Source organism: Coleofasciculus sp. (assembly GCF_046565525.1).
In the GTDB taxonomy this organism is placed as follows: domain Bacteria; phylum Cyanobacteriota; class Cyanobacteriia; order Cyanobacteriales; family Coleofasciculaceae; genus Coleofasciculus.
In genome coordinates this window covers 1-18720 of record NZ_JBKHUP010000057.1, presented here as the reverse complement: position 1 = coordinate 18720, position 18720 = coordinate 1, and the positions used below count along the sequence as shown (strand labels likewise).

13 protein-coding genes and 1 pseudogene are annotated in these 18720 nt (G+C 46.6%); 12 read left to right on the top strand and 2 right to left on the bottom strand.

Annotated elements, in window-relative coordinates:
* Window positions 1-387 precede the first annotated feature (387 nt).
* Together ACLGGO_RS20210 and chlG are read left to right on the top strand one after the other, a co-directional pair.
* On the top strand, window positions 388-1488 hold the full coding sequence (locus tag ACLGGO_RS20210; protein ID WP_446420654.1) for a Get3/ArsA fold putative tail anchor-mediating ATPase NosAFP: 1101 nt from the start codon (window positions 388-390) through the stop codon (window positions 1486-1488).
* A gap of 387 nt (window positions 1489-1875) precedes the next feature.
* Entirely contained in the window at window positions 1876-2856 is a 981-nt protein-coding gene (chlG, locus tag ACLGGO_RS20205) for a chlorophyll synthase ChlG (protein ID WP_446420653.1), read from the top strand.
* Between the two features lie 93 nt (window positions 2857-2949).
* On the opposite strand, the pseudogene ACLGGO_RS20200 reads toward chlG, so the two are convergent.
* Window positions 2950-4002, bottom strand: a pseudogene (locus tag ACLGGO_RS20200) (RNA-guided endonuclease InsQ/TnpB family protein).
* A gap of 276 nt (window positions 4003-4278) precedes the next feature.
* On the opposite strand from ACLGGO_RS20200, the gene purC reads away from it, so the two are divergent.
* The 10 genes from purC to ACLGGO_RS20150 all read left to right on the top strand — a co-directional run bounded on the left by purC (window position 4279) and on the right by ACLGGO_RS20150 (window position 16738).
* Complete coding sequence (gene purC, locus ACLGGO_RS20195; protein ID WP_446420652.1) at window positions 4279-5037, top strand: phosphoribosylaminoimidazolesuccinocarboxamide synthase; 759 nt, start codon at window positions 4279-4281, stop codon at window positions 5035-5037.
* 293 nt (window positions 5038-5330) lie between these two features.
* Window positions 5331-7811, top strand: coding sequence for a BamA/TamA family outer membrane protein (locus ACLGGO_RS20190; protein WP_446420651.1), 2481 nt, complete (start codon window positions 5331-5333; stop codon window positions 7809-7811).
* 151 nt (window positions 7812-7962) lie between these two features.
* Window positions 7963-8892, top strand: coding sequence for a UDP-3-O-acyl-N-acetylglucosamine deacetylase (lpxC, locus tag ACLGGO_RS20185; RefSeq protein ID WP_446420650.1), 930 nt, complete (start codon window positions 7963-7965; stop codon window positions 8890-8892).
* Between the two features lie 565 nt (window positions 8893-9457).
* Entirely contained in the window at window positions 9458-9970 is a 513-nt protein-coding gene (gene fabZ, locus ACLGGO_RS20180; protein ID WP_446338841.1) for a 3-hydroxyacyl-ACP dehydratase FabZ, read from the top strand.
* A gap of 356 nt (window positions 9971-10326) precedes the next feature.
* Window positions 10327-11154, top strand: a complete 828-nt coding sequence (lpxA, locus tag ACLGGO_RS20175; protein WP_446420649.1) for an acyl-ACP--UDP-N-acetylglucosamine O-acyltransferase — start codon at window positions 10327-10329, stop codon at window positions 11152-11154.
* A gap of 177 nt (window positions 11155-11331) precedes the next feature.
* Window positions 11332-12612: a lipid-A-disaccharide synthase gene (gene lpxB, locus ACLGGO_RS20170; protein WP_446420648.1), complete on the top strand. Its 1281-nt coding sequence runs from the start codon at window positions 11332-11334 to the stop codon at window positions 12610-12612.
* Window positions 12613-12877: 265 nt separating this feature from the next.
* Complete coding sequence (locus tag ACLGGO_RS20165) at window positions 12878-13264, top strand: hypothetical protein (RefSeq protein WP_446338838.1); 387 nt, start codon at window positions 12878-12880, stop codon at window positions 13262-13264.
* A 380-nt stretch (window positions 13265-13644) separates the two neighbouring features.
* The gene (locus ACLGGO_RS20160) at window positions 13645-14730 is read left to right on the top strand and encodes an nSTAND1 domain-containing NTPase (protein ID WP_446420647.1); all 1086 of its coding nucleotides are present in this window, start codon (window positions 13645-13647) and stop codon (window positions 14728-14730) included.
* A 363-nt stretch (window positions 14731-15093) separates the two neighbouring features.
* Window positions 15094-16068, top strand: a complete 975-nt coding sequence (locus ACLGGO_RS20155) for a tetratricopeptide repeat protein (protein ID WP_446420646.1) — start codon at window positions 15094-15096, stop codon at window positions 16066-16068.
* Between the two features lie 310 nt (window positions 16069-16378).
* Window positions 16379-16738 carry a hypothetical protein gene (locus tag ACLGGO_RS20150; protein ID WP_446420645.1) on the top strand — a complete coding sequence of 120 codons (360 nt, stop codon included), beginning with the start codon at window positions 16379-16381 and terminating at the stop codon, window positions 16736-16738.
* A gap of 251 nt (window positions 16739-16989) precedes the next feature.
* Here the strand turns inward: ACLGGO_RS20150 and ACLGGO_RS20145 are convergent.
* A partial coding sequence (locus ACLGGO_RS20145) for a hypothetical protein (RefSeq protein WP_446420644.1) occupies window positions 16990-18720 on the bottom strand: 1731 nt, incomplete at its 5' end.

Sequence of the window (18720 nt, the reverse complement as noted above, 5' to 3'; positions counted from 1 at the left end):
GTTCATATTCCCGATCCGATACTCGCGTTGTTACTTGCTTCATAGTTGTCAAAGCAATTTCAATTTGCTACCCTTCTACGGTACAGGTTAAATAAATTAAAAGCTAATTGCTTACCTGTATTTTGAACCAAGACAACCTGGTATATGGGGTTGGGTCTAGAAACAGGCTACAGGTAGAAAGCATCTGTTTCCGGGTAAAATTCAGCAGCTACATTGGGTGACAAAACTTTGTATTGTCCGGTGCGGTGGGGCATCCCGTATCGTTAATAAAGCTCAGTCAATGTCCTAAGCAATAGCCGGAGTCGCTGAGAAGCCTACACCATACTGTAATGAGTTGGTGTAGGAGTATGTCACTGGCGACTTCAGTCATCAGCGTCCAACAAAATCATGGCTTTTATTCTCACCTTTTTAGGCAAAGGCGGCACCGGTCGCACCACAATTGCGATCGCGGCGGCTAAAAAATTTGCAAGTCTCGGTCAGCGTGTCCTTTTAATCGGGCAAGATCCTACCCCAGCGTTCGGACTCTTACTGGGAACATTCCCTAGGGCTGATCCGACGGAGGTGGGACCGAATCTGAAAGCGGTTCAGCTTCAGTCTACCTTCCTCCTCGAACGTAGCTGGGAAGAGGTGAAAAAGCTTGAAGCACAGTATTTGCGATCGCCAACGCTGAAAAATGTCTATGGTCAAGAACTGGGCATTTTACCGGGTATGGATAGTGCTTTAGCCTTGAATGAGATTCGTGAATACGATGGCAGTGGTGAGTATGATGTGATTATCTACGATGGCAGCGGCGACCAAGCCACTCTGAGAATGCTGGGCATGCCAGAAATTCTCAGTTGGTATTTTCGCCGCTTTCGCCAAATCTTTACCGAGTCGGATTTGGGTAAAACGATTTCCCCGTTTATCCAGCCCGTCACCAGCGCTATTCTCAATGTGACCTGGACACCCGACGACTTTGCCCAAAAACCGACTCAGCAAACTAACCAAATGTTGGAGCAGGGCAAAAACGCTGTGGCTGACCCCAACCGCGTCGCGGCTTATTTAGTGACAACGGGAGATACTGCTGCTCTAGCGACTGCCAAATATTTCTGGGGTAGCGCCCAGCAGGTCAATCTCACCGTGGGTGGTGTCCTCCTGAACCAAATTCCAGCAACGGAAACTTTAGCGGCTGAATTTGCCCCGTTAACGGTTAGCGCCTTGCCCCAGTTATCGACAAGCGCTGACTGGCAACCGTTAATTGATGCCCTGCCTGATTTTAAACAAGCGGTGCAAATGCCTAAATCCATTAGCATAGATGTAGCAAATCGTCAAGTCAGTTTGTTTTTACCGGGCTTTGACAAAAAGCAGGTGAAACTCACCCAATATGGCCCGGAGGTAACGATTGAAGCAGGCGATCAGCGGCGTAATATTTGGCTTCCTCCCCAACTGAGCGGTCAATCTGTGAAAGGGGCAAAGTTCCAAGATCGACATTTAATTATTTCGTTCTAAGTTGATTGTCATTCGTCATAATTTGTGTAGGGGCAAAGCATTCGTGCCAAAAACTTAATCCGAAAGGAATAAAATGTCTCCACGAATGCTTCGCCCAGCCCCCAAAGGTAGGGTGCGGAGGGCGTTCGCGCAGCGTTCCCAAAGGGTAGCGTAACGCACCATTTCGATAATAGTGAAACCCGCCCCTACATATCGGTCAGGGTAGGTTTTGAGGTAACGTTATCATTAATAGCGAAATTCTCTAAAACCCACCCCTACATAATCACGCACCAGGTTCTATCGAGGATCGCGACGGGTCAAATCGGGGCGGGTTTAGTCAAGTTAGTGGTTTGATCCGGAACGTTATTGGTAAAACCCGCCCCTACACACTCAACACTCAAAACTCCTATGTCTAACTCTCCCTCAACCGAATCAACAGATCGAAGTGCTAAAACCCGGCAACTCCTAGGGATGAAAGGTGCCGCTCCGGGTGAAAAATCTATCTGGAAAATTCGTCTCCAGTTAATGAAACCGATTACCTGGATTCCTCTAATCTGGGGGGTTGTGTGTGGCGCAGCGTCGGGCGGTGGATATACCTGGACACCGGAAGATATCCTGAGAGCGGTGACGTGTATGTTACTATCGGGTCCGTTGATGGCGGGGTATACCCAAACCCTGAATGATTTTTATGATCGCGAATTGGATGCGATTAATGAACCCTACCGCCCGATTCCTTCTGGGGCAATTTCGGTTCCTCAAGTGGTGACTCAGATTGTTGTGCTGCTGCTGGCGGGTATCGGTGTGGCGTATGGGTTGGATCGATGGGTGGGTCATGAGTTTCCCACTTTAACCTGTTTAACGCTTTTTGGGGCGTTTCTCGCTTATATTTACTCAGCGCCGCCATTGAAATTGAAAAAGAATGGCTGGCTGGGAAACTATGCCCTGGGTGCGAGTTATATTGCCCTTCCTTGGTGGGCGGGTCATGCTTTATTTGGGGATCTGAATTGGACGATTGTGATTCTTACCCTGATTTATAGTCTGGCAGGTTTAGGAATTGCCGTGGTTAATGACTTCAAGAGTGTGGAAGGCGATCGCCAATTGGGGCTGAAATCGATTCCGGTTATGTTTGGCGTGGGTACGGCGGCTTGGATTTGTGTGCTGATGATTGATATCTTTCAAGCTGGGATTGCGGGGTATTTAATTAGCATTCATCAAAATCTCTATGCGGCAATCCTGTTGCTGTTAATTGTGCCTCAGATTACATTTCAGGATATGTATTTTCTGCGATCGCCCCTGGAAAATGATGTGAAATATCAAGCCAGCGCTCAACCGTTTTTGGTTCTGGGGATGCTGGTTGCGGGTTTAGCGTTAGGTCATGCGGGGATTTAGGGCGGAATTGTAGAGACGTTCCGCTGGAACGTCTCTGTTTTAGATATTAGATTCTTTGACATCCTCACCACGCCACCTTTTAGGGATGGTCGCTTAATGGAGGTCACCAACCTTCAAGTCCGCACCATTGATATTAATCTGAGTAACTTTGACGCTCTCTCGGCTATAGAGCGCGAGAGATTCTTTCGTCACAGGGAGCCGGAGTTTTACATCTTCCGGGATGTTGGCTTTACCCTCGGAAAGCTTTACCACCGTGCGTCCCACGGCTTCCAGTCCTCTAATTTCTATAATGCGAGCGGCTGCGACATCCCGATCACAGGTATACCCGCAATGCTGACACTTGTGTACTCGCTTAGACAGTTTCTTTTTGCCTGTCTCCTTTAAGCACTTGGGACAGGTTTGACTTGTGCCTGCGGCAGGTACTTTTTGGAAGTATACCCCACGCTTAAAACAACATTGGGAGAGAATATCTAAAAACTGACCCCAACCCGCATCTAAACAGCTTTTAGCCAACATTCCACGGGCTAATCCTTTGAGATTTAACTGTTCGGCAAAAATCATGTCAGCCCAGTCACAAAGGTTATGGGCTAACTCCCAATGATAGTTTTTACGGGTGTTTGCTATCCGCTCATGCAGTCGGCTTACTTTGGCTTGTGTTTTTGCGCGATTGTTTGACCCTAGGCGCTTTTTAGACACTTTTTTTTGCAGCGATTTCAGCTTGCCTTACTTCCCTTGAATGGATTCTTTTCCCATTGACGGGAATAGGAATGAGCGCATCTGTCCAGCTTTCCTGTAGCGTGGAAATCCTCTCCCATTTTTCCACATTCCCTCAAATGCTAGTTGTAACCGCTTGAGGGTTTGTTGTAGCACTTGTGAGTGTACCTGCTTAAGTTCAGGGATATTCTTTTTCGCTTGGGTGAGTGCTACTGCTTGAGAATTGTAATTAGGTGCTTTTCTGTCTGCTGGTATGACATACTCACCTTTAATCGAGCAAGCGTTCACCGGACATTTACGACTGTTAACCCAATTCTTGCGTTCACAAAGGGCATAATTGTAGACTCTCCTACACTGCTCTAACCACTCTTCAAAGGTGGCTATTTGGGCGCTAGTTGGTTTTAACTTAAACTCATAAACTAGGGTAAACACTTGCTCGACCTCCTGCAATTGTCCCTATTGTATACACTTATTCCGTAAATGTTATCCGGAATACTTGACTGGCAAAATGAATTTGCCTCTGGACGATCCGCTCGGTTTCATCTCCCAGCTATAGAGCGTGGGAGTCTTCACCGTCGCTTTTTACGATAACTTTTCCTGATCACCCTAAGTACGAGAGAGCCTTCCTGGTTATGTACTATCCTGATTGAACGCTCCTCAACTCCATCAAAGATTATAGTTGAGGATTCTATGGAGTAAACCCTGATTATGTCTCAACCTCAAAAACTATACGAAGGCAAAGCCAAAATCCTTTATCCAACTGAAGACCCAGAGATTCTCCTAACCATCTACAAAGATGATGCTACCGCCTTTAATGCCCAAAAGCGAGGTCAAATTGTGGGCAAAGGCGAAATGAATTGCGCGATCGCGGCGCACTTGTTTGAGTTTCTGGAATCTGTTGGCATTTGTACCCATTTCATCGACTGTCCCACCCCCAACCAGATGCGGGTCAAACGAGTGACAATTTTGCCCGTGGAAGTGGTGGTGAGGAACATTGCAGCAGGGAGTCTGTGTCAACAAACTGGATTACCCCTGGGCAAAGTCCTACCCAAGCCCCTCGTGGAATTTTACTATAAGAAGGACGAATTAGGAGATCCCTTGCTAACGCGCGATCGCTTATTACTCCTAGAACTAGCAACCCCCGACCAACTCAACCAGCTAGAACAACTAGCACTGCAAGTCAACCAGAGTCTCATTGCCTTTTTCCAACGCTGCGGTATTACCCTGGTGGACTTTAAGCTAGAATTCGGCATTGATACCAACCAACAGTTGCTCTTAGCCGATGAAATTAGCCCCGATACCTGTCGTTTGTGGAACCAAGGAGAAACCGATCCAGAACAGCGAGTCATGGACAAAGATCGCTTTCGTCGGGATCTAGGACAGGTAGAACAAGCCTATCAGCAAGTTCTAGAGCGAGTGCTAGCCCAAGAAGGCAGCAGACAGAAGGCACAGAGCAAAAGGCTGTAAGGTTTAGGGTGTCTGCGTTTTTCTGACGCTTGTTAACCGATGGGTATAGGAAGCTGCGCTGGGCTTGGGAGACTTAATTGCTCAAGAGTAAGCGAGGTGATAAAAATCCTGGTATTTTTTCCTGTATCGGTTCAGTGATGACTGCTTAGGTTTAAGGCTACTCGATCAACTTAACCAAGCTGGTTAAGCAGCCAATCGCTTAACTCATTAACAAGCAGTGGACAACAGATAACAGCTGATCGCAATTCTTGCAATCAACGTGGTGTGTGGACGTGTCAAAAAATCTGAGGATCATGCGCTTATCTCCTTTATTAACAGCAATTCTCGCTGTAACAACTAGCATCGGTTTATCGAACTCCCCTAGCCATGGGCAAACGACTGACCCACCCATCCTGGTATTTGACCGCAGTCAACGGGATGAGTTAAGAGAACATGAGAAAACGGGGACGCTAGAACACCCGGAAACAACAACGGCTCAAACGGTGATAGAAACAACCGATGGGGTAAAAGAGAGTCCTGGAAGTGAGACAGAATCTATTTCCCAGCCCATTCATAAAAATCCAGCGATTCATTCGATTCAGGTAAATTCAACCCGATTAACCTCGGTTAAACCCCCAAATCATGGTAAGGTGCAGCAGGATTCTCATCCTCGGTTGGCTCAAATTAGCGACGAAACTCTCACAGAAACGAGCCATACCGCAAAAGACCATCCTAGAAGTGAGGCAGAATCGAACTCTAAGCCGATTCTAGAGAACCCAGCTATTCATCCAATTGAGGTAAGTTCGACACAATTAACACCCATTCAACCCCCCACTTTAAATCATCAAGCCGTCCATGCCACAGCAGCACCAACGGTAACTCCTACACCTCCCTTAACTGTCCAAGTTCAAGTCCCCCCAACTAACTCACCAACGCCGCCCGCCAATCAGCCAGAACCACGAGTTCTCGTATCAGAAGTCTTAATTAACTTCCAGGATTACACCGGACCGCAAGAACAACTAGAAAACGAGATTTTTCGAGCGATTAGCACCCGACCCGGATTAGCAACAACTCGCTCTCAGTTACAGCAAGATGTGAATGCTGTCTTTGCTACAGGTTTGTTCAGAAGTGTGGACGTTATACCCGAAGATACCCCCTTGGGCGTGCGGATTACCTTTGTCGTTGAACCTAACCCTGTACTGCGTCAGGTTGCGGTGAATACTGTTCCCATAGAAGCCGGGGCGCGGGTTTTGCCTCAGGAGGTGGTTGATACTATCTTTCAAGAGCAATATGGTGAGATTCTTAACCTGAATGACCTACAACAAGGCGTTCAAAGGTTAAACGAATGGTATGAAGAACAGGGGTATGACCTAGCTCAAGTCGTTGATGCCTCAGATATCAACGATGATGGCATTGTCACCTTGACTGTGGCAGAAGGCGTGATTGAAGAGATTGCAGTCCGCTATCTCGATGAAGAGGGAGAACCGATACTGGATGAGGAGGGTCAACAAATTCGCTTACTCACGGAAGGGGACGAACCTATTGGTGGACGCACCCGTCCCTTTATCATCACCCGCGAGATGCAACTCAATGAGGGTGATGTGTTTAACCGCGAAATTGCTGAACGGGATTTGCGACGAGTGTTTGGTCTTGGACTATTTGACGACGTGCGCCTTTCCTTTGCTCCGGGAACTGACCCCCGGCGAGTGGTGGTTGTGGTGGATGTGATTGAGAGAAATACAGGCTCCCTGGCGGCTGGGGCGGGAGTCAGCTCTGCCAGTGGCTTATTTGGTACGGTTAGCTATCAGCAGCAAAACCTCGGTGGTAATAATCAAACCCTCGGAGCAGAATTCCAGGTGGGAGAACGCGCCCTACTGTTTGACCTTCGTTTTACAGACCCTTGGATTGCTGGCGATTCCTTCCGCACATCCTATACTGTGAATGCCTTCCGACGCCGCTCGATTTCTCTGATTTTCGACGGCGGTGATCCTGAGGTCGAACTGGAAAATGGTGACCGTCCCCGTGTGGTTCGTACTGGGGGTGGAATCAACTTTACTCGTCCATTATCCCGTGACCTCTATCGGCGCTCTGAATGGACAGCATCAGCTGGATTTGAATATCAAAACGTGTCGATTCGAGACTCTGATGGTGACTTGAGTCCAGAGGATGAATTGGGTAATGATTTAAGCTTCAGTGGAGAGGGTAAAGACGACCTGTTGACCCTACAACTGGGTGCTGTGCGCGATCGCCGCAATAATCCTCTGCGACCAACAAGTGGCTCTCTACTCAGATTCGGAGTCGAACAGACGATTCCCATCGGTCAAGGGAATATCTTGCTCAGTCGCCTGCGCGGAAGCTACAGTTACTATTTACCCGTAGAATTTACCAATTTCACCGAAGGCGCCGAAGCCCTCGCCTTTAATTTACAAGCTGGAACCGCGCTCGGAGACTTACCTCCCTACGAAGCCTTTTCTCTGGGTGGTAGTAACTCAGTACGCGGTTACGATGAGGGAGAAGTGGGTTCAGGTCGCAGCTTTATTCAAGCAACCGCAGAATACCGTTTTCCGATTATCTCTGTAGTCGGCGGTGCTTTATTTGCTGACTTTGCCAGCGATTTAGGTACAGGTGATGATGTACCTGGTGAACCTGCGATCGTTCGCGATAAACCTGGCACCGGCTTTGGCTATGGAGTAGGTATCCGAGTCCAATCCCCCCTTGGTCCGATTCGTGTGGATTATGGGTTTAATGATGACGGAGAAAGCCGTCTCCACTTCGGTATTGGAGAACGCTTTTAATGCACCAGTTTTTACTCTCTCAGTCGGGGCGGGTTTAGTTACATCTGGGTGAGATAAGAAACGATAGTAGTAAAACCCGCCCCTACACAAAACTGTCTCACTTTTCCAAACAACAGTTCCCCCATGACGAATGACGAATGACGAATGACAAATGACAAACTACACCTTGGGTGCTAATTTTGAACGATCAGGTATTGGATTGCACAGTGGGATCACCACCACTGTTCGCATCTTGCCTGCTGTAGCCGGGACGGGACGATATTTTGTTCGAGTTGACCTGCCAGGGAAGCCTGTGATTCCAGCGCGAGTGGAGGCTGTCTCTGGCACAATGCTTTCTACCCAATTGAAGGCTGAAAATTGTGAGAATTTTATCAATTCCTCCGACTCAGATGTCACAGTAGGGACAGTAGAACACCTACTCGCCGCCCTCGCAGGGAGTGGAGTGGACAATGCTTGTATTGAAATTGATGGATCAGAAGTTCCCCTGTTGGATGGTTCGGCGCTGGCTTGGGTGAAAGCGATTCAGGAGGTAGGTATTGTGGAGAGTGAATGTCCCCAAAACTCGTCTCATCTATCTCCTCTAGCTTCCCCGATGTTTGTTGGGGAACCCATCTGGGTTTGTCGAGACGATGCCTTTGTCGCCGCCTTACCCGCACCGATCACCCGATTTACCTACGGGATTGATTTTGATAACCCAGCCATTGGCAATCAATGGTATAGCTGGACACCGGAACAAGAGGATTTTGCGGAGGCGATCGCACCGGCGCGAACCTTTGGTTTAGCCAACCAAGTTGACCAGCTACGCGATCGCGGTTTAATTAAAGGCGGTAGCTTGGAGAATGCCTTAGTTTGCGACGATCACGGATGGTTGAATCCGCCCTTGCGATTTTCAAATGAGCCAGTGCGTCATAAACTTTTAGATTTAGTAGGGGATTTGAGTTTATTGGGGAAATTTCCTGTCGCTCACTTCCTCGCCTACAAAGCCAGTCACAATCTGCATATTCAATTGGCGAGATTACTGGCTCGACAAATCGGCGCTTGGAATGTCAGTCATCAATCCTCAGCCGTTATCGGCAATTGATCACGACGGGCTAACTGAACGCTAGCTCATCCAAGTTCCTCGTGCAGCGGACGCGAAAGTAAGAGACCACTATTAAATCCGCTTAAACTATGGGTCAGGAACCTCAGCCTAAAGGCATGAGGCTTGAAAGAGAAGTCTAACAAGCCATTCTGACCAGCTTAAGTCTTAACTGACTACGTTATCGGCAAGTGTTCAAGAGATGGTGCGTAGATACGTAGCTAGTCTACTGCTCTAGAACCGAAAAGTTAAACAGTTTTAAGGTCACTGAAACAGTGCTTTTTGGATAGTTACCGACCGATAACATTGGCGAAGCTAACTTTACCCGAAAGGAGATTGAGGCAACCATACCTCACAGGAGGGGCAACCATACCCCTCCACCCCGAAAGGGGTATGCTTCTTAAACCGCTACCGCGCGTTCCTCCCCGGTCTGAAGCTTGCCCGATAAGCGAAGCGAAGGGACACGGGGTTTCCCACAACGGAGGAGTTCTAATGAGTTTACAGATTCACTCAACGGGTCACTGCTCATCCGCCGCTCACTGATACTCATTTTTATCCTAATTTACTCATGTCTACCTTGATTGACGTTAACACTCACGATGATTCCACTGAAAATGCCAACCCAGCCCAGTCTGAGTCATCAACCAAAACAATTTTCACGGTTGAAGACATTCATAAAATCCTGCCCCATCGTTATCCGTTTGCTTTAGTTGACCGCATTATTGAATATGTTCCGGGAAAGCTAGCTGTTGGCATCAAGAATGTCACCTTTAATGAACCCTATTTCCAAGGACATTTTCCGGGACGCCCAATGATGCCAGGGGTAATGATTGTTGAAGCCATGGCTCAAGTTGGTGGCATTGTTTTAAAACAAATGGCTGATATGGATGACGCCTTGTTTGTTTTTGCCGGCATTAACAAGGTTCGTTTTCGTCGTCCTGTCGTACCTGGTGATCAACTGGTGATGACAACGGAACTCGTGTCAGTCAAGCGCCGTCGTTTTGGAAAGATGCAAGCTCGTGCAGTCGTTGACGATCAGCGAGTTGCCGAAGGGGAATTGATGTTTTCTCTGGTCGAATAAATTGCACCTGCGCTATCCCAAATTCGGGTTAGCGCTCCTGGAGTTCTTACTCCTGCCGCACTGTAAAATACGGGCGTCAGCATAGATGATCACACCTGAAATTTAGTCTGCGATCGCTAGGGATAATTCCCACTCTCAAAATGACAACAAGACGCGGTGACAAAAAGTCTTCTTCCAGACGTGCTTTATTAGTCTGTGGGGTGACTGGTGTTACAGTTTTTGAGAAGTTCTAGGAGCGATTTTGATTATATTAACTTCACAGCTTATAGATAAGTTGGGAAATTTTCTGTCCCATGTCCCCTGTTCCGAGTTCCTTTGACTAACTAGCATGTTCACGACTTAAATAGGATCGCTATATGGCAACAACACTGATTCATCCTACTGCTGTAATCCACCCTGGCGCCCAACTGCATCCGACAGTTCAGATTGGTGCTTATGCGGTCATTGGTGATAATGTAAAAGTGGGTTCACAAACGAAGATTGGGGCTCATGCGGTTCTAGAAGGACCGACGGAAATTGGCGCGAGAAACCAAATCTTTCCCGGAGCAGCTATTGGCTTGGAGCCACAAGACCTAAAATATGATGGCGCACCAAGCTGGGTCAGGATTGGTGATGATAATCGGATTCGGGAATATGTCACCATTAATCGAGCAACGGGTGCGGGAGAAGCTACGGTTATTGGGGATAGTAACCTGTTAATGGCTTATGTTCACGTCGCCCACAATTGCGTGTTGGAAAACTCAGTGGTTATCGCCAATGGCGTTGCTTTAGCCGGACATGTTCATATTGAATCAAAAGCAACCATTGGTGGCGTTTTAGGCATTCATCAATTCGTCCACATTGGTCGTCTGGCAATGGTAGGAGGAATGAGCCGCATTGACCGGGATGTACCCCCTTATATGTTAGTAGAAGGCAACCCCGCACGAGTGCGATCGCTCAATCTAGTTGGTCTCAAAAGAGCAGGAATCAGCGCCGAGTCCCTAGAAGACTTAAAAAAGGCATTCCGGATGCTCTACCGTTCCGATTACACCTTCAATCAAGCCCTAGAACAACTCAATCTAATATCTGACCATGAACAGGTACAGCACCTACGCCTATTCTTAGAGCGATCGCAATTAGCTGGACGGCGTGGTTCCATTGCGGGTCGTCGTTTTAATCATAGTCAAGACAGGGGAGAGTTTTGACGCTTCATGACCTTCGAGGAGTGCGTGTGTAGGGGCGGGTTTTACTATACCCCGTCCAAGAAGCCATGGCGATTAAAATCGCTGCTACACAAACAAAGTCCGCTTGACAAGGACTAGGTTATTACGGGGATGGCTAACTGAGATTTGGTATAACAAATGACAAATGACGAATGACGAATGACTAAAAAAACAATTTTTATCAGTACGGGTGAGGTCTCTGGTGATTTGCAAGGAGCAATGTTAATTGACGCCCTGAAACGTCAGGCAACTCACCAAGGATTGGACTTAAATATTGTGGCACTAGGGGGCGACAAAATGGCGCTTTCTGGTGCCACATTATTAGGAAATACTACAGGGATTGGCTCAGTCGGACTATTAGAATCGCTGCCATTTTTTCTGCCAACCTTAACCATCCAGCGTCGCGCCAAACAATACCTTCAGAATAATCCTCCAGATTTGGTAGTCCTGATTGACTATATGGGACCCAATCTCGGTATTGGCAAATTTATTCAGCGTCAGCTTCCCCAAGTTCCTGTGGTGTATTACATCGCCCCCCAAGAATGGGTTTGGTCACTCTCTCCCCGTAATACAGCCACAATTGTGGAAATGACCGACAAACTCTTGGCGGTATTTCCCGAAGAAGCCCGTTATTTTGAAAAAAAAGGCGCATCTGTCCATTGGGTGGGTCATCCCTTGGTCGATCGCATCCAATCTTATCCCAATCGTGAGCAAGCTAGAGCGGCTCTTGGTATTCAACCCAACCAAACTGCGATCGCGCTTTTACCCGCCTCCAGACATCAAGAAATCAAATACATGATGCCCATTATCTTTTCAGCCGCCCAGCAGCTTCAAGGGAAGTTATTGGGGGGAGCTGGGGGAGCAGAGGGAGCTGGGGGAGCAGAGGGAGCTGGGGGAGCAGAGGGAGCAGGAGGGCAAAGGACGAATGACAAATCCCCAATCTTTTGGATTCCCTTATCTCTAGAAGCCTATCGAAAACCGATTGAAGCCGCGATACAAGACTATGGGCTTCAGGCTACCTTGGTGAGTGAGCAAACTCACGAGGTATTAGCAGCAGCCGATTTAGCGATTACCAAATCAGGTACAGTGAATTTGGAACTGGCGCTTCTGAATGTTCCCCAGGTTGTATTTTATCGTGTGAGTCCGTTGACCTCCTGGATTGCCCGTACTTTCCTCAAGTTTTCCATTCCTTTCATGTCACCCCCGAACTTAGTGGTGATGCGTTCAATTGTGCCAGAGTTATTGCAAGAGGATGCTACCCCAGCAAATCTGGTTCGAGAAGCTATGGAACTTTTGTTTGATCTCCAAAAACGTCAACAAACCCTGACAAATTATCAACAAATGCGTGAGCTATTGGGGGACGTAGGCGTGTGCGATCGCGCGGCTTTGGCTATTCTCCAGTTAGCTGGCGACAGGGGGGCGATCAAAGTTGACACTTAGAGAGTTAACCGATTAGGATGCGGTGAGGTAATGTCATAAGTACTCTTACCTAGGTTTGTAGCAAGTGCTAAAGCGCTTCTGGCACGCTTTGTGCCTACTACGAACCCAGCTTAAGCCAGTGACATTTTACTGAGGCGATTAGGCATTAGCCATAAAACTTCTTTTTTGGCTGTTACCTGTGTTACCGATTGTCAAGGTGTAATACATTTTTCGGATGACCGCAATACAATAGTGATCTAAGCTACAAAGCGATACATCTAGTCCAATGTCTTACACAAACTCTACCCTTCTAGACGAGTGGGCTATTGAGGAATTTTTTCAGTGGATTCCTCCAAAAGACCAATGGATTCGTGTGCAGTACGATGGTCGAGTGGGTTTGCTCTTAAACGGCAAACATATTCTATTACCGAGTCACTACGAAGCCCTAGATTTTGACCAAGCCAAAACTCTAGCCCTGATCTGGGGTGTTCAGCCCGGATTTATTCTCTACGGTGAAGCCCCCCACTACCAAGTAGATAAACTCAGTTATGAGTTAGTTAGAGCGGGGTTTGTCGTTTACTGGCTAGGGGTCAAGAATATTGTACAATTTAATGCTTGGCTAGTGCGAGTTCTGGATGGAATTCATTTATTAGAACCTTTTCAACTAGAGTGAAGTTTTCTGTTTCTTCCTTTAAGATACTCAGGCAAATCTGACGTTTCACGACATTGATCCTCCGCTTCGCTAGTCGGACATGGCGCGTGACCTTCCTTCGAGTAAACCTGGCGCGTGTGTAGGGGCGGGTTTCACCGCTATCTTTTCGGTTGTACAAGGGATGTGACTAAACCCGCCCCGATAACCACACAATAACTGTCGTTACTCCCTTTTTGCTAGCTTTTTGCCTGGGCGAGGAGGAAGTCACGGCTACACAAACAAAGTCCGCCTGCGCGGACTGGATTATAGAGGGGGTAATCAACCCGGATTTGGTATAAATTAGGTATTCCTTGTTTCCTGTTCCCTTTGAGTAATTTAGGTATACCCATCTAAAATCACCTATGAACTCATCCCAGCAATCTTGCCCGTTTTGTGCGGGGTCAATGATTACTGACCCCCAATTCTTTGTCGGGCGGCGAGAAGAATTGGATATTATTACGTCGCGTCTGGTTAATGCTCAACCAACGAGTATTAATGTGGTTGGAGAACATAGGATTGGCAAATCGTCTTTACTCTATCACTTTTTTCAGACCTGCGAACAACGAGTTCAGGGTGCTGGCAAAAATCCTGGGCATTATGTAGTAATTTACTTATCATTGCAAGCAGCACAATGTCGGCAAGAAACCATTTTTTATCAGGCAGTTGCCCAAGCGTTACTCAATCGCCCTGTAGTACAAGGAAATCCGGCATTAGTTGCACCGTTACAAGCGGGGAATCTAGATCGGCAGCGCTTTTCAGCGGCAATTGAAGCTTGGCAAGCGGAGAATGTTTTGCCTGTGTTGTGTTTGGATAAGTTTGAGGAACTTTTAGCGAAACCTGACGAGTTTACAGATGATTTTTATGATAATTTGCGATCGTTGATGGATCGTAATGCCTTAATGTTAGTGATTGCGTCCTATAAAAAATTGGATGTTTATAAACGAAAGTATCGATTCCTCTCATCGTTTTTTAATGTGGGTCAGGTTTTGCCAGTGGGCGGAATTACGGAAACCGAAGCAACGGATTTGATGCGCTTACCGGAAAATAAAATACAGGGGGCGACGGAGGCGTTGAGTCCAGAACGACAGAAACTGGCATTGGCTTGGGGCGGACGACATCCATTTTTATTACAATTGGCAGGATGTTGGTTATGGGAGGCGCAGCAACACAGTCGTCCTGATGAATGGGCAAGGCAAAAGTTTGAACAGGAAGCCCAACGGGTTCCTCATTCAGGGGTGACAATGCGGCGGTTAAAGCGTCCGGTGCGTTTGTTGTTGTGGTTGCCGATGAAATTGGGGCAGATGGCGCGATTTGTGGGGGATAAGTTGGATGATACCAGTAATTTGATTGCCGGGATGGTTATTTTAGTTGTGGCGATTTTAGTTGTATTGAAGGTGTTGCCGTTTGAGGAGTTATTACAGCGCGTAAAAGATGCAGTTGGGGGATAAAAGCCCTGAACTAAAGTACTCGAAGAGAAGCCGCTCCGCGTCTACGGGCTAAAAGCTAAAACCCGTTAAAACGGGTTCATATTTTGTCCTGTTTTTAAATTGTTTATAGTAGGCACTAAGTTATCCCCTTTTGCTACGGCGATTAAAATCGCTGTTACACTTACCTTTCGTCCACCTACACGGACCAGGGTAAGCTCATCTAATTTGGTATAAATTGTACTTGACAAAAGTCTCATTTTAAGTTTTCTTTCCTCGCATTCCTCTTTGGCATAAAATAACCCTTAACTGTCAGACTTAATAAACAAAGGCTGAATGCTAAGCAAGCGAGATATTAAATAATTTACAGAAGTACTATCCGTTACTATGACTCGAATTCGCTTATTTCCCCAACTCACGCTAACAGTTTTCACCCTTCTCGGATTAACTGTTACGTTAACTGAACTCCCCAATTCCTTGGCTGTCTCACCCGTATTCGCCCAAACCCAGGATACCTCAAAAGCAGAAGCCGATCGACTATACCAGCAGGGAATTCAGCAATTAGAAAGGAGTCAATTTCGGGAAGCGATTGAGTCTTGGCAAAAGTCTTTATCGATTTATCAAGAAATAGGCGATAAACTAGGTGAAGCGTATTCTCTCGGAAATTTAGGAAATGCTTACACTCGTCTATCCCAATATCAGAAAGCGATTGAATTGTATCAGCAGGCTTTGCCGATTTTTCAGGAAATAGGCGATAAACTAGGTGAAGCGTATTCTCTCATGAATTTGGGAGTAACTTACAGAAATATATCCCAATACGAGAAAACGATTGAATTGTATCAGCAGGCTTTATGGATTTTTCGGGAAATAGGCGATATAAAAGGAGAAGTGTATACCCTCATAAATTTAGGAGTGGTTTACGATGTTCTCTCCCAATACGATAAAGCAATTGAATTGTATCAGCAGGCTTTATCGATTTTTCAGGAAATAGGCGATAGACGAAGTGAAGCTGGTTCCCTCATGAATTTAGGAATAGCTTATAATAATCTCTCCCAATACGAGAAAGCGATTGAATTGTATCAGCAGGCTTTGCCGATTTTTCAGGAAATCGGTGATAGAAAAGGTGTCGCTGATTCTCTCGGAAATTTAGGAAATGCTTACAGGGAACTCTCTCAATACGAGAAAGCGATTGAATTGTGTCAGCAGGCTTTATCGATTTTTCAGGGAATCGGTGATAGAAGCAGCGAAGCGCTCACCCTCTACAATTTAGGATTAACTTACCGCGCTCTGGGACAAGAACAGAAAGCCAGAGAATTCTTTGAGGAGTCTCAAGCCATTAGACAAGAAATCGGGATAGATTAGGATAAAGACTAGATATAAATAATAAGTCATAGAATGAAGTGCGATTGCATCCCGTAACCTCAAACCGTATTCGCGCAATTCAGATGAATATTATTATAGAATTACGGATGAACAGACAGGGTGAAACTTGTTTACCAATCCTGAATCGTGTGAGTCATGAAATGGAATCCAGCAACTATCCTCACCCTACTGGAGTGATTATTTAATTAATACTCGTTCCCTGCGTGTTTCCTATCTGCAAAAACCCGAAGCCGAGGAATTAATTGTAAAACCGATCGCAGATTTTCCTAAAATCTATGAACCCCTTACTGTGAGCCAGATTATCCAAGCCACGCGCTGTCAACCTTATCTGGTTCAACTCCTTTGTACCGTTATCGTCGATCACCTGAATCGGGAGAAACGGCGACTGGCTACCCCCGATGATGTCCAAATTTGTATTCCCATCGCCATAGAAACAGGCGGGATGTACTTTCGAGAATTATGGAAAAGTTTAAGTGACTCAGAACAAGAAGTCCTGGAACATCTAATAACTGAACAAACCCCTCATCCCAGCCCTAAATCTACCATCCGCCGCCTCATCCGCAAAGAAATCTTGGAAAAGGTGGGAGATTGTTATCGGTTCCAAGTCCCATTAGTGGAGACATTTATTACCCAGGTGGTGACAGTGTAGGGGCGAAGCATTCGCGCCCAGATCTATCGGTTTTCTATTCAAATCTAAACGCGAATGCTTCGCCCAATTACCAATCGCCAATTACCAATCGCCAATTATACCAAATCCGCCTTTGAAACCCCCTTTTTGCCTGGGCGACTAGAAGTCACGGCTACACAAACAAAGTCCGCCTGCGCGGACTAGATTATAAATGGGGTGACTAACTCGGATTTGGTATTACCAATCAACAATCAACAATCAACAATCAACAATCACCACTGTAAATCAGAGATGTCTGGTTCTTCTCCACCAAAGCCAATATCATCCGCAGCCACGGGCAAAGTTTCTAGCTTAAACGTTACCGCCTCAAGCTGTTTTTTGAGCTGAACGATCGCGTCTTCTACTTGTTTAATCGTTGCTTTATCCAATTGGGAACTGATTTTTTGATTGAGCGCCTCAATCTGACGATTAATATCTTCGATCGCCTCCTCTCCACCGCTGAGATCAACTTCAAAGAGTGCAGCTTGATTCTCGGCGATGGTTTGAGTTAAATTGTCAAGCTGTTCCTCGATCGCGGCGATCGCGGCTTCAACCCCACTGACCTCTAACTCAGCCAGCATTGGTAAATTCTCTAGACACAACTCCATCGCATCCAACTGAAAATCGATGTCTTTGAGAGCGTCGTCTTTTTCCTTAGCAGACATTGATTTCTCATTTAACTGCACCAAGGTAGTATAAATCTGCTCGCCAAGCTGATTGACCGCCTCTTGTAATTGCTCAATGGCTTGGACTTCTGGTCGATCATTGAGCTGTTGACTGAAGGCGTCGAGTTGAACATGAACCTCTGTAATCGTTGTTTCTAACTGACTCAGATCAATCTCTGGTGTCGTTGGCAAACTACCTAAACGAGATGTCGTGATATTGATCTGATCCGTTAACTGGATCAGCATCATCTTTAATCCCTCAACAGCTTGGGTGGCTGGCTGATTGTGAAACTGTTGGTTCAGGGATTTAAGCTTATCCGTAAGCGGTGCGATCGCTTCATTTTCTGGAAGTTGCTCAATTTGTTCTACAGCAGGAATTGTAGGTATGGGGGGTGGCGGTGAAACGATCTCCTCTTCTACTAAATCGAAGAGGGTGGGTGCTACCGGATTGGGTTCAATGTCGGGTATCCCCGAAAGTTGCTCGAAACGCGCCGTTAGCTCATCGAGGCGATTGTGAACATCAATAATCGCTGATCCGATCTCCATCAAGTTTACTTCTGGCGCTGCTGAAATTTCGTTAAGCTGACTACTCAGCGTCTCCAGTTGTTCAGCTAGTTGAGCAATTACGATTTGCGATTGCTCCATATCCTGGAGTTCCGGACGATTCTGGAACTGTTGCTGGAGTTGGCTAAATTCTTCAGCGAGTTCCGAAAGTGCGGCTTCGACTCCGCTTAGATCGGTTTGAGTCGGGGTGGATAAAGTATTCACCCGTTCGGTTAAGGTGTCAATTTGACCGGTAATCTCAGCAATGGTTTGTTCTGTCGCGCTTAAGTCTACCTCTGGTACAGTGGGTAAGTGATCCAAGCGAGTGCTGAGGGTTTCGAGTTGTTTACTCAGACGAGCAATAACGGTTTGAGATTGGTCGATTTCTTGGAGTTCCGGACGATTCTGGAACTGTTGCTGGAGTTGGCTAAATTGTTCAGCGAGTTCAAAAAGTGATTCTTCTACCCCACTCAAATCCGTTTCTGTGGGAGTGGATAGGGTATTCACCCGTTCGCTTAAAGTTTCAATTTGACCGGTAATCTCAGCAAGGGTTTGTGCTGTCGCACTTAAGTCTACCTCTGGAACAGTGGGTAAGTGATCCAAACGGATGCTCAGAGTATCCAGTTGTTCACTCAAGTGAGCGATCGCACGTTGAGATTGGTCGATTTCTTGGAGTTCAGGACGATTCTGGAACTGTTGCTGGAGTTGGCTAAATTGTTCAGCGAGTTCAAAAAGTGATTCTTCTACCCCACTCAA

Excerpts from the sequence above, each read along its gene's own strand:
- ACLGGO_RS20210 (WP_446420654.1), top strand. The coding sequence starts at position 388 with ATGGCTTTTATTCTCACCTTTTTAGGCAAAGGCGGCACCGGTCGCACC.
- chlG (WP_446420653.1), top strand. The coding sequence starts at position 1,876 with ATGTCTAACTCTCCCTCAACCGAATCAACAGATCGAAGTGCTAAAACC.
- purC (WP_446420652.1), top strand. The coding sequence starts at position 4,279 with ATGTCTCAACCTCAAAAACTATACGAAGGCAAAGCCAAAATCCTTTAT.
- ACLGGO_RS20190 (WP_446420651.1), top strand. The coding sequence starts at position 5,331 with ATGCGCTTATCTCCTTTATTAACAGCAATTCTCGCTGTAACAACTAGC.
- lpxC (WP_446420650.1), top strand. The coding sequence starts at position 7,963 with ATGACAAACTACACCTTGGGTGCTAATTTTGAACGATCAGGTATTGGA.
- fabZ (WP_446338841.1), top strand. The coding sequence starts at position 9,458 with ATGTCTACCTTGATTGACGTTAACACTCACGATGATTCCACTGAAAAT.
- lpxA (WP_446420649.1), top strand. The coding sequence starts at position 10,327 with ATGGCAACAACACTGATTCATCCTACTGCTGTAATCCACCCTGGCGCC.
- lpxB (WP_446420648.1), top strand. The coding sequence starts at position 11,332 with ATGACTAAAAAAACAATTTTTATCAGTACGGGTGAGGTCTCTGGTGAT.
- ACLGGO_RS20165 (WP_446338838.1), top strand. The coding sequence starts at position 12,878 with ATGTCTTACACAAACTCTACCCTTCTAGACGAGTGGGCTATTGAGGAA.
- ACLGGO_RS20160 (WP_446420647.1), top strand. The coding sequence starts at position 13,645 with ATGAACTCATCCCAGCAATCTTGCCCGTTTTGTGCGGGGTCAATGATT.
- ACLGGO_RS20155 (WP_446420646.1), top strand. The coding sequence starts at position 15,094 with ATGACTCGAATTCGCTTATTTCCCCAACTCACGCTAACAGTTTTCACC.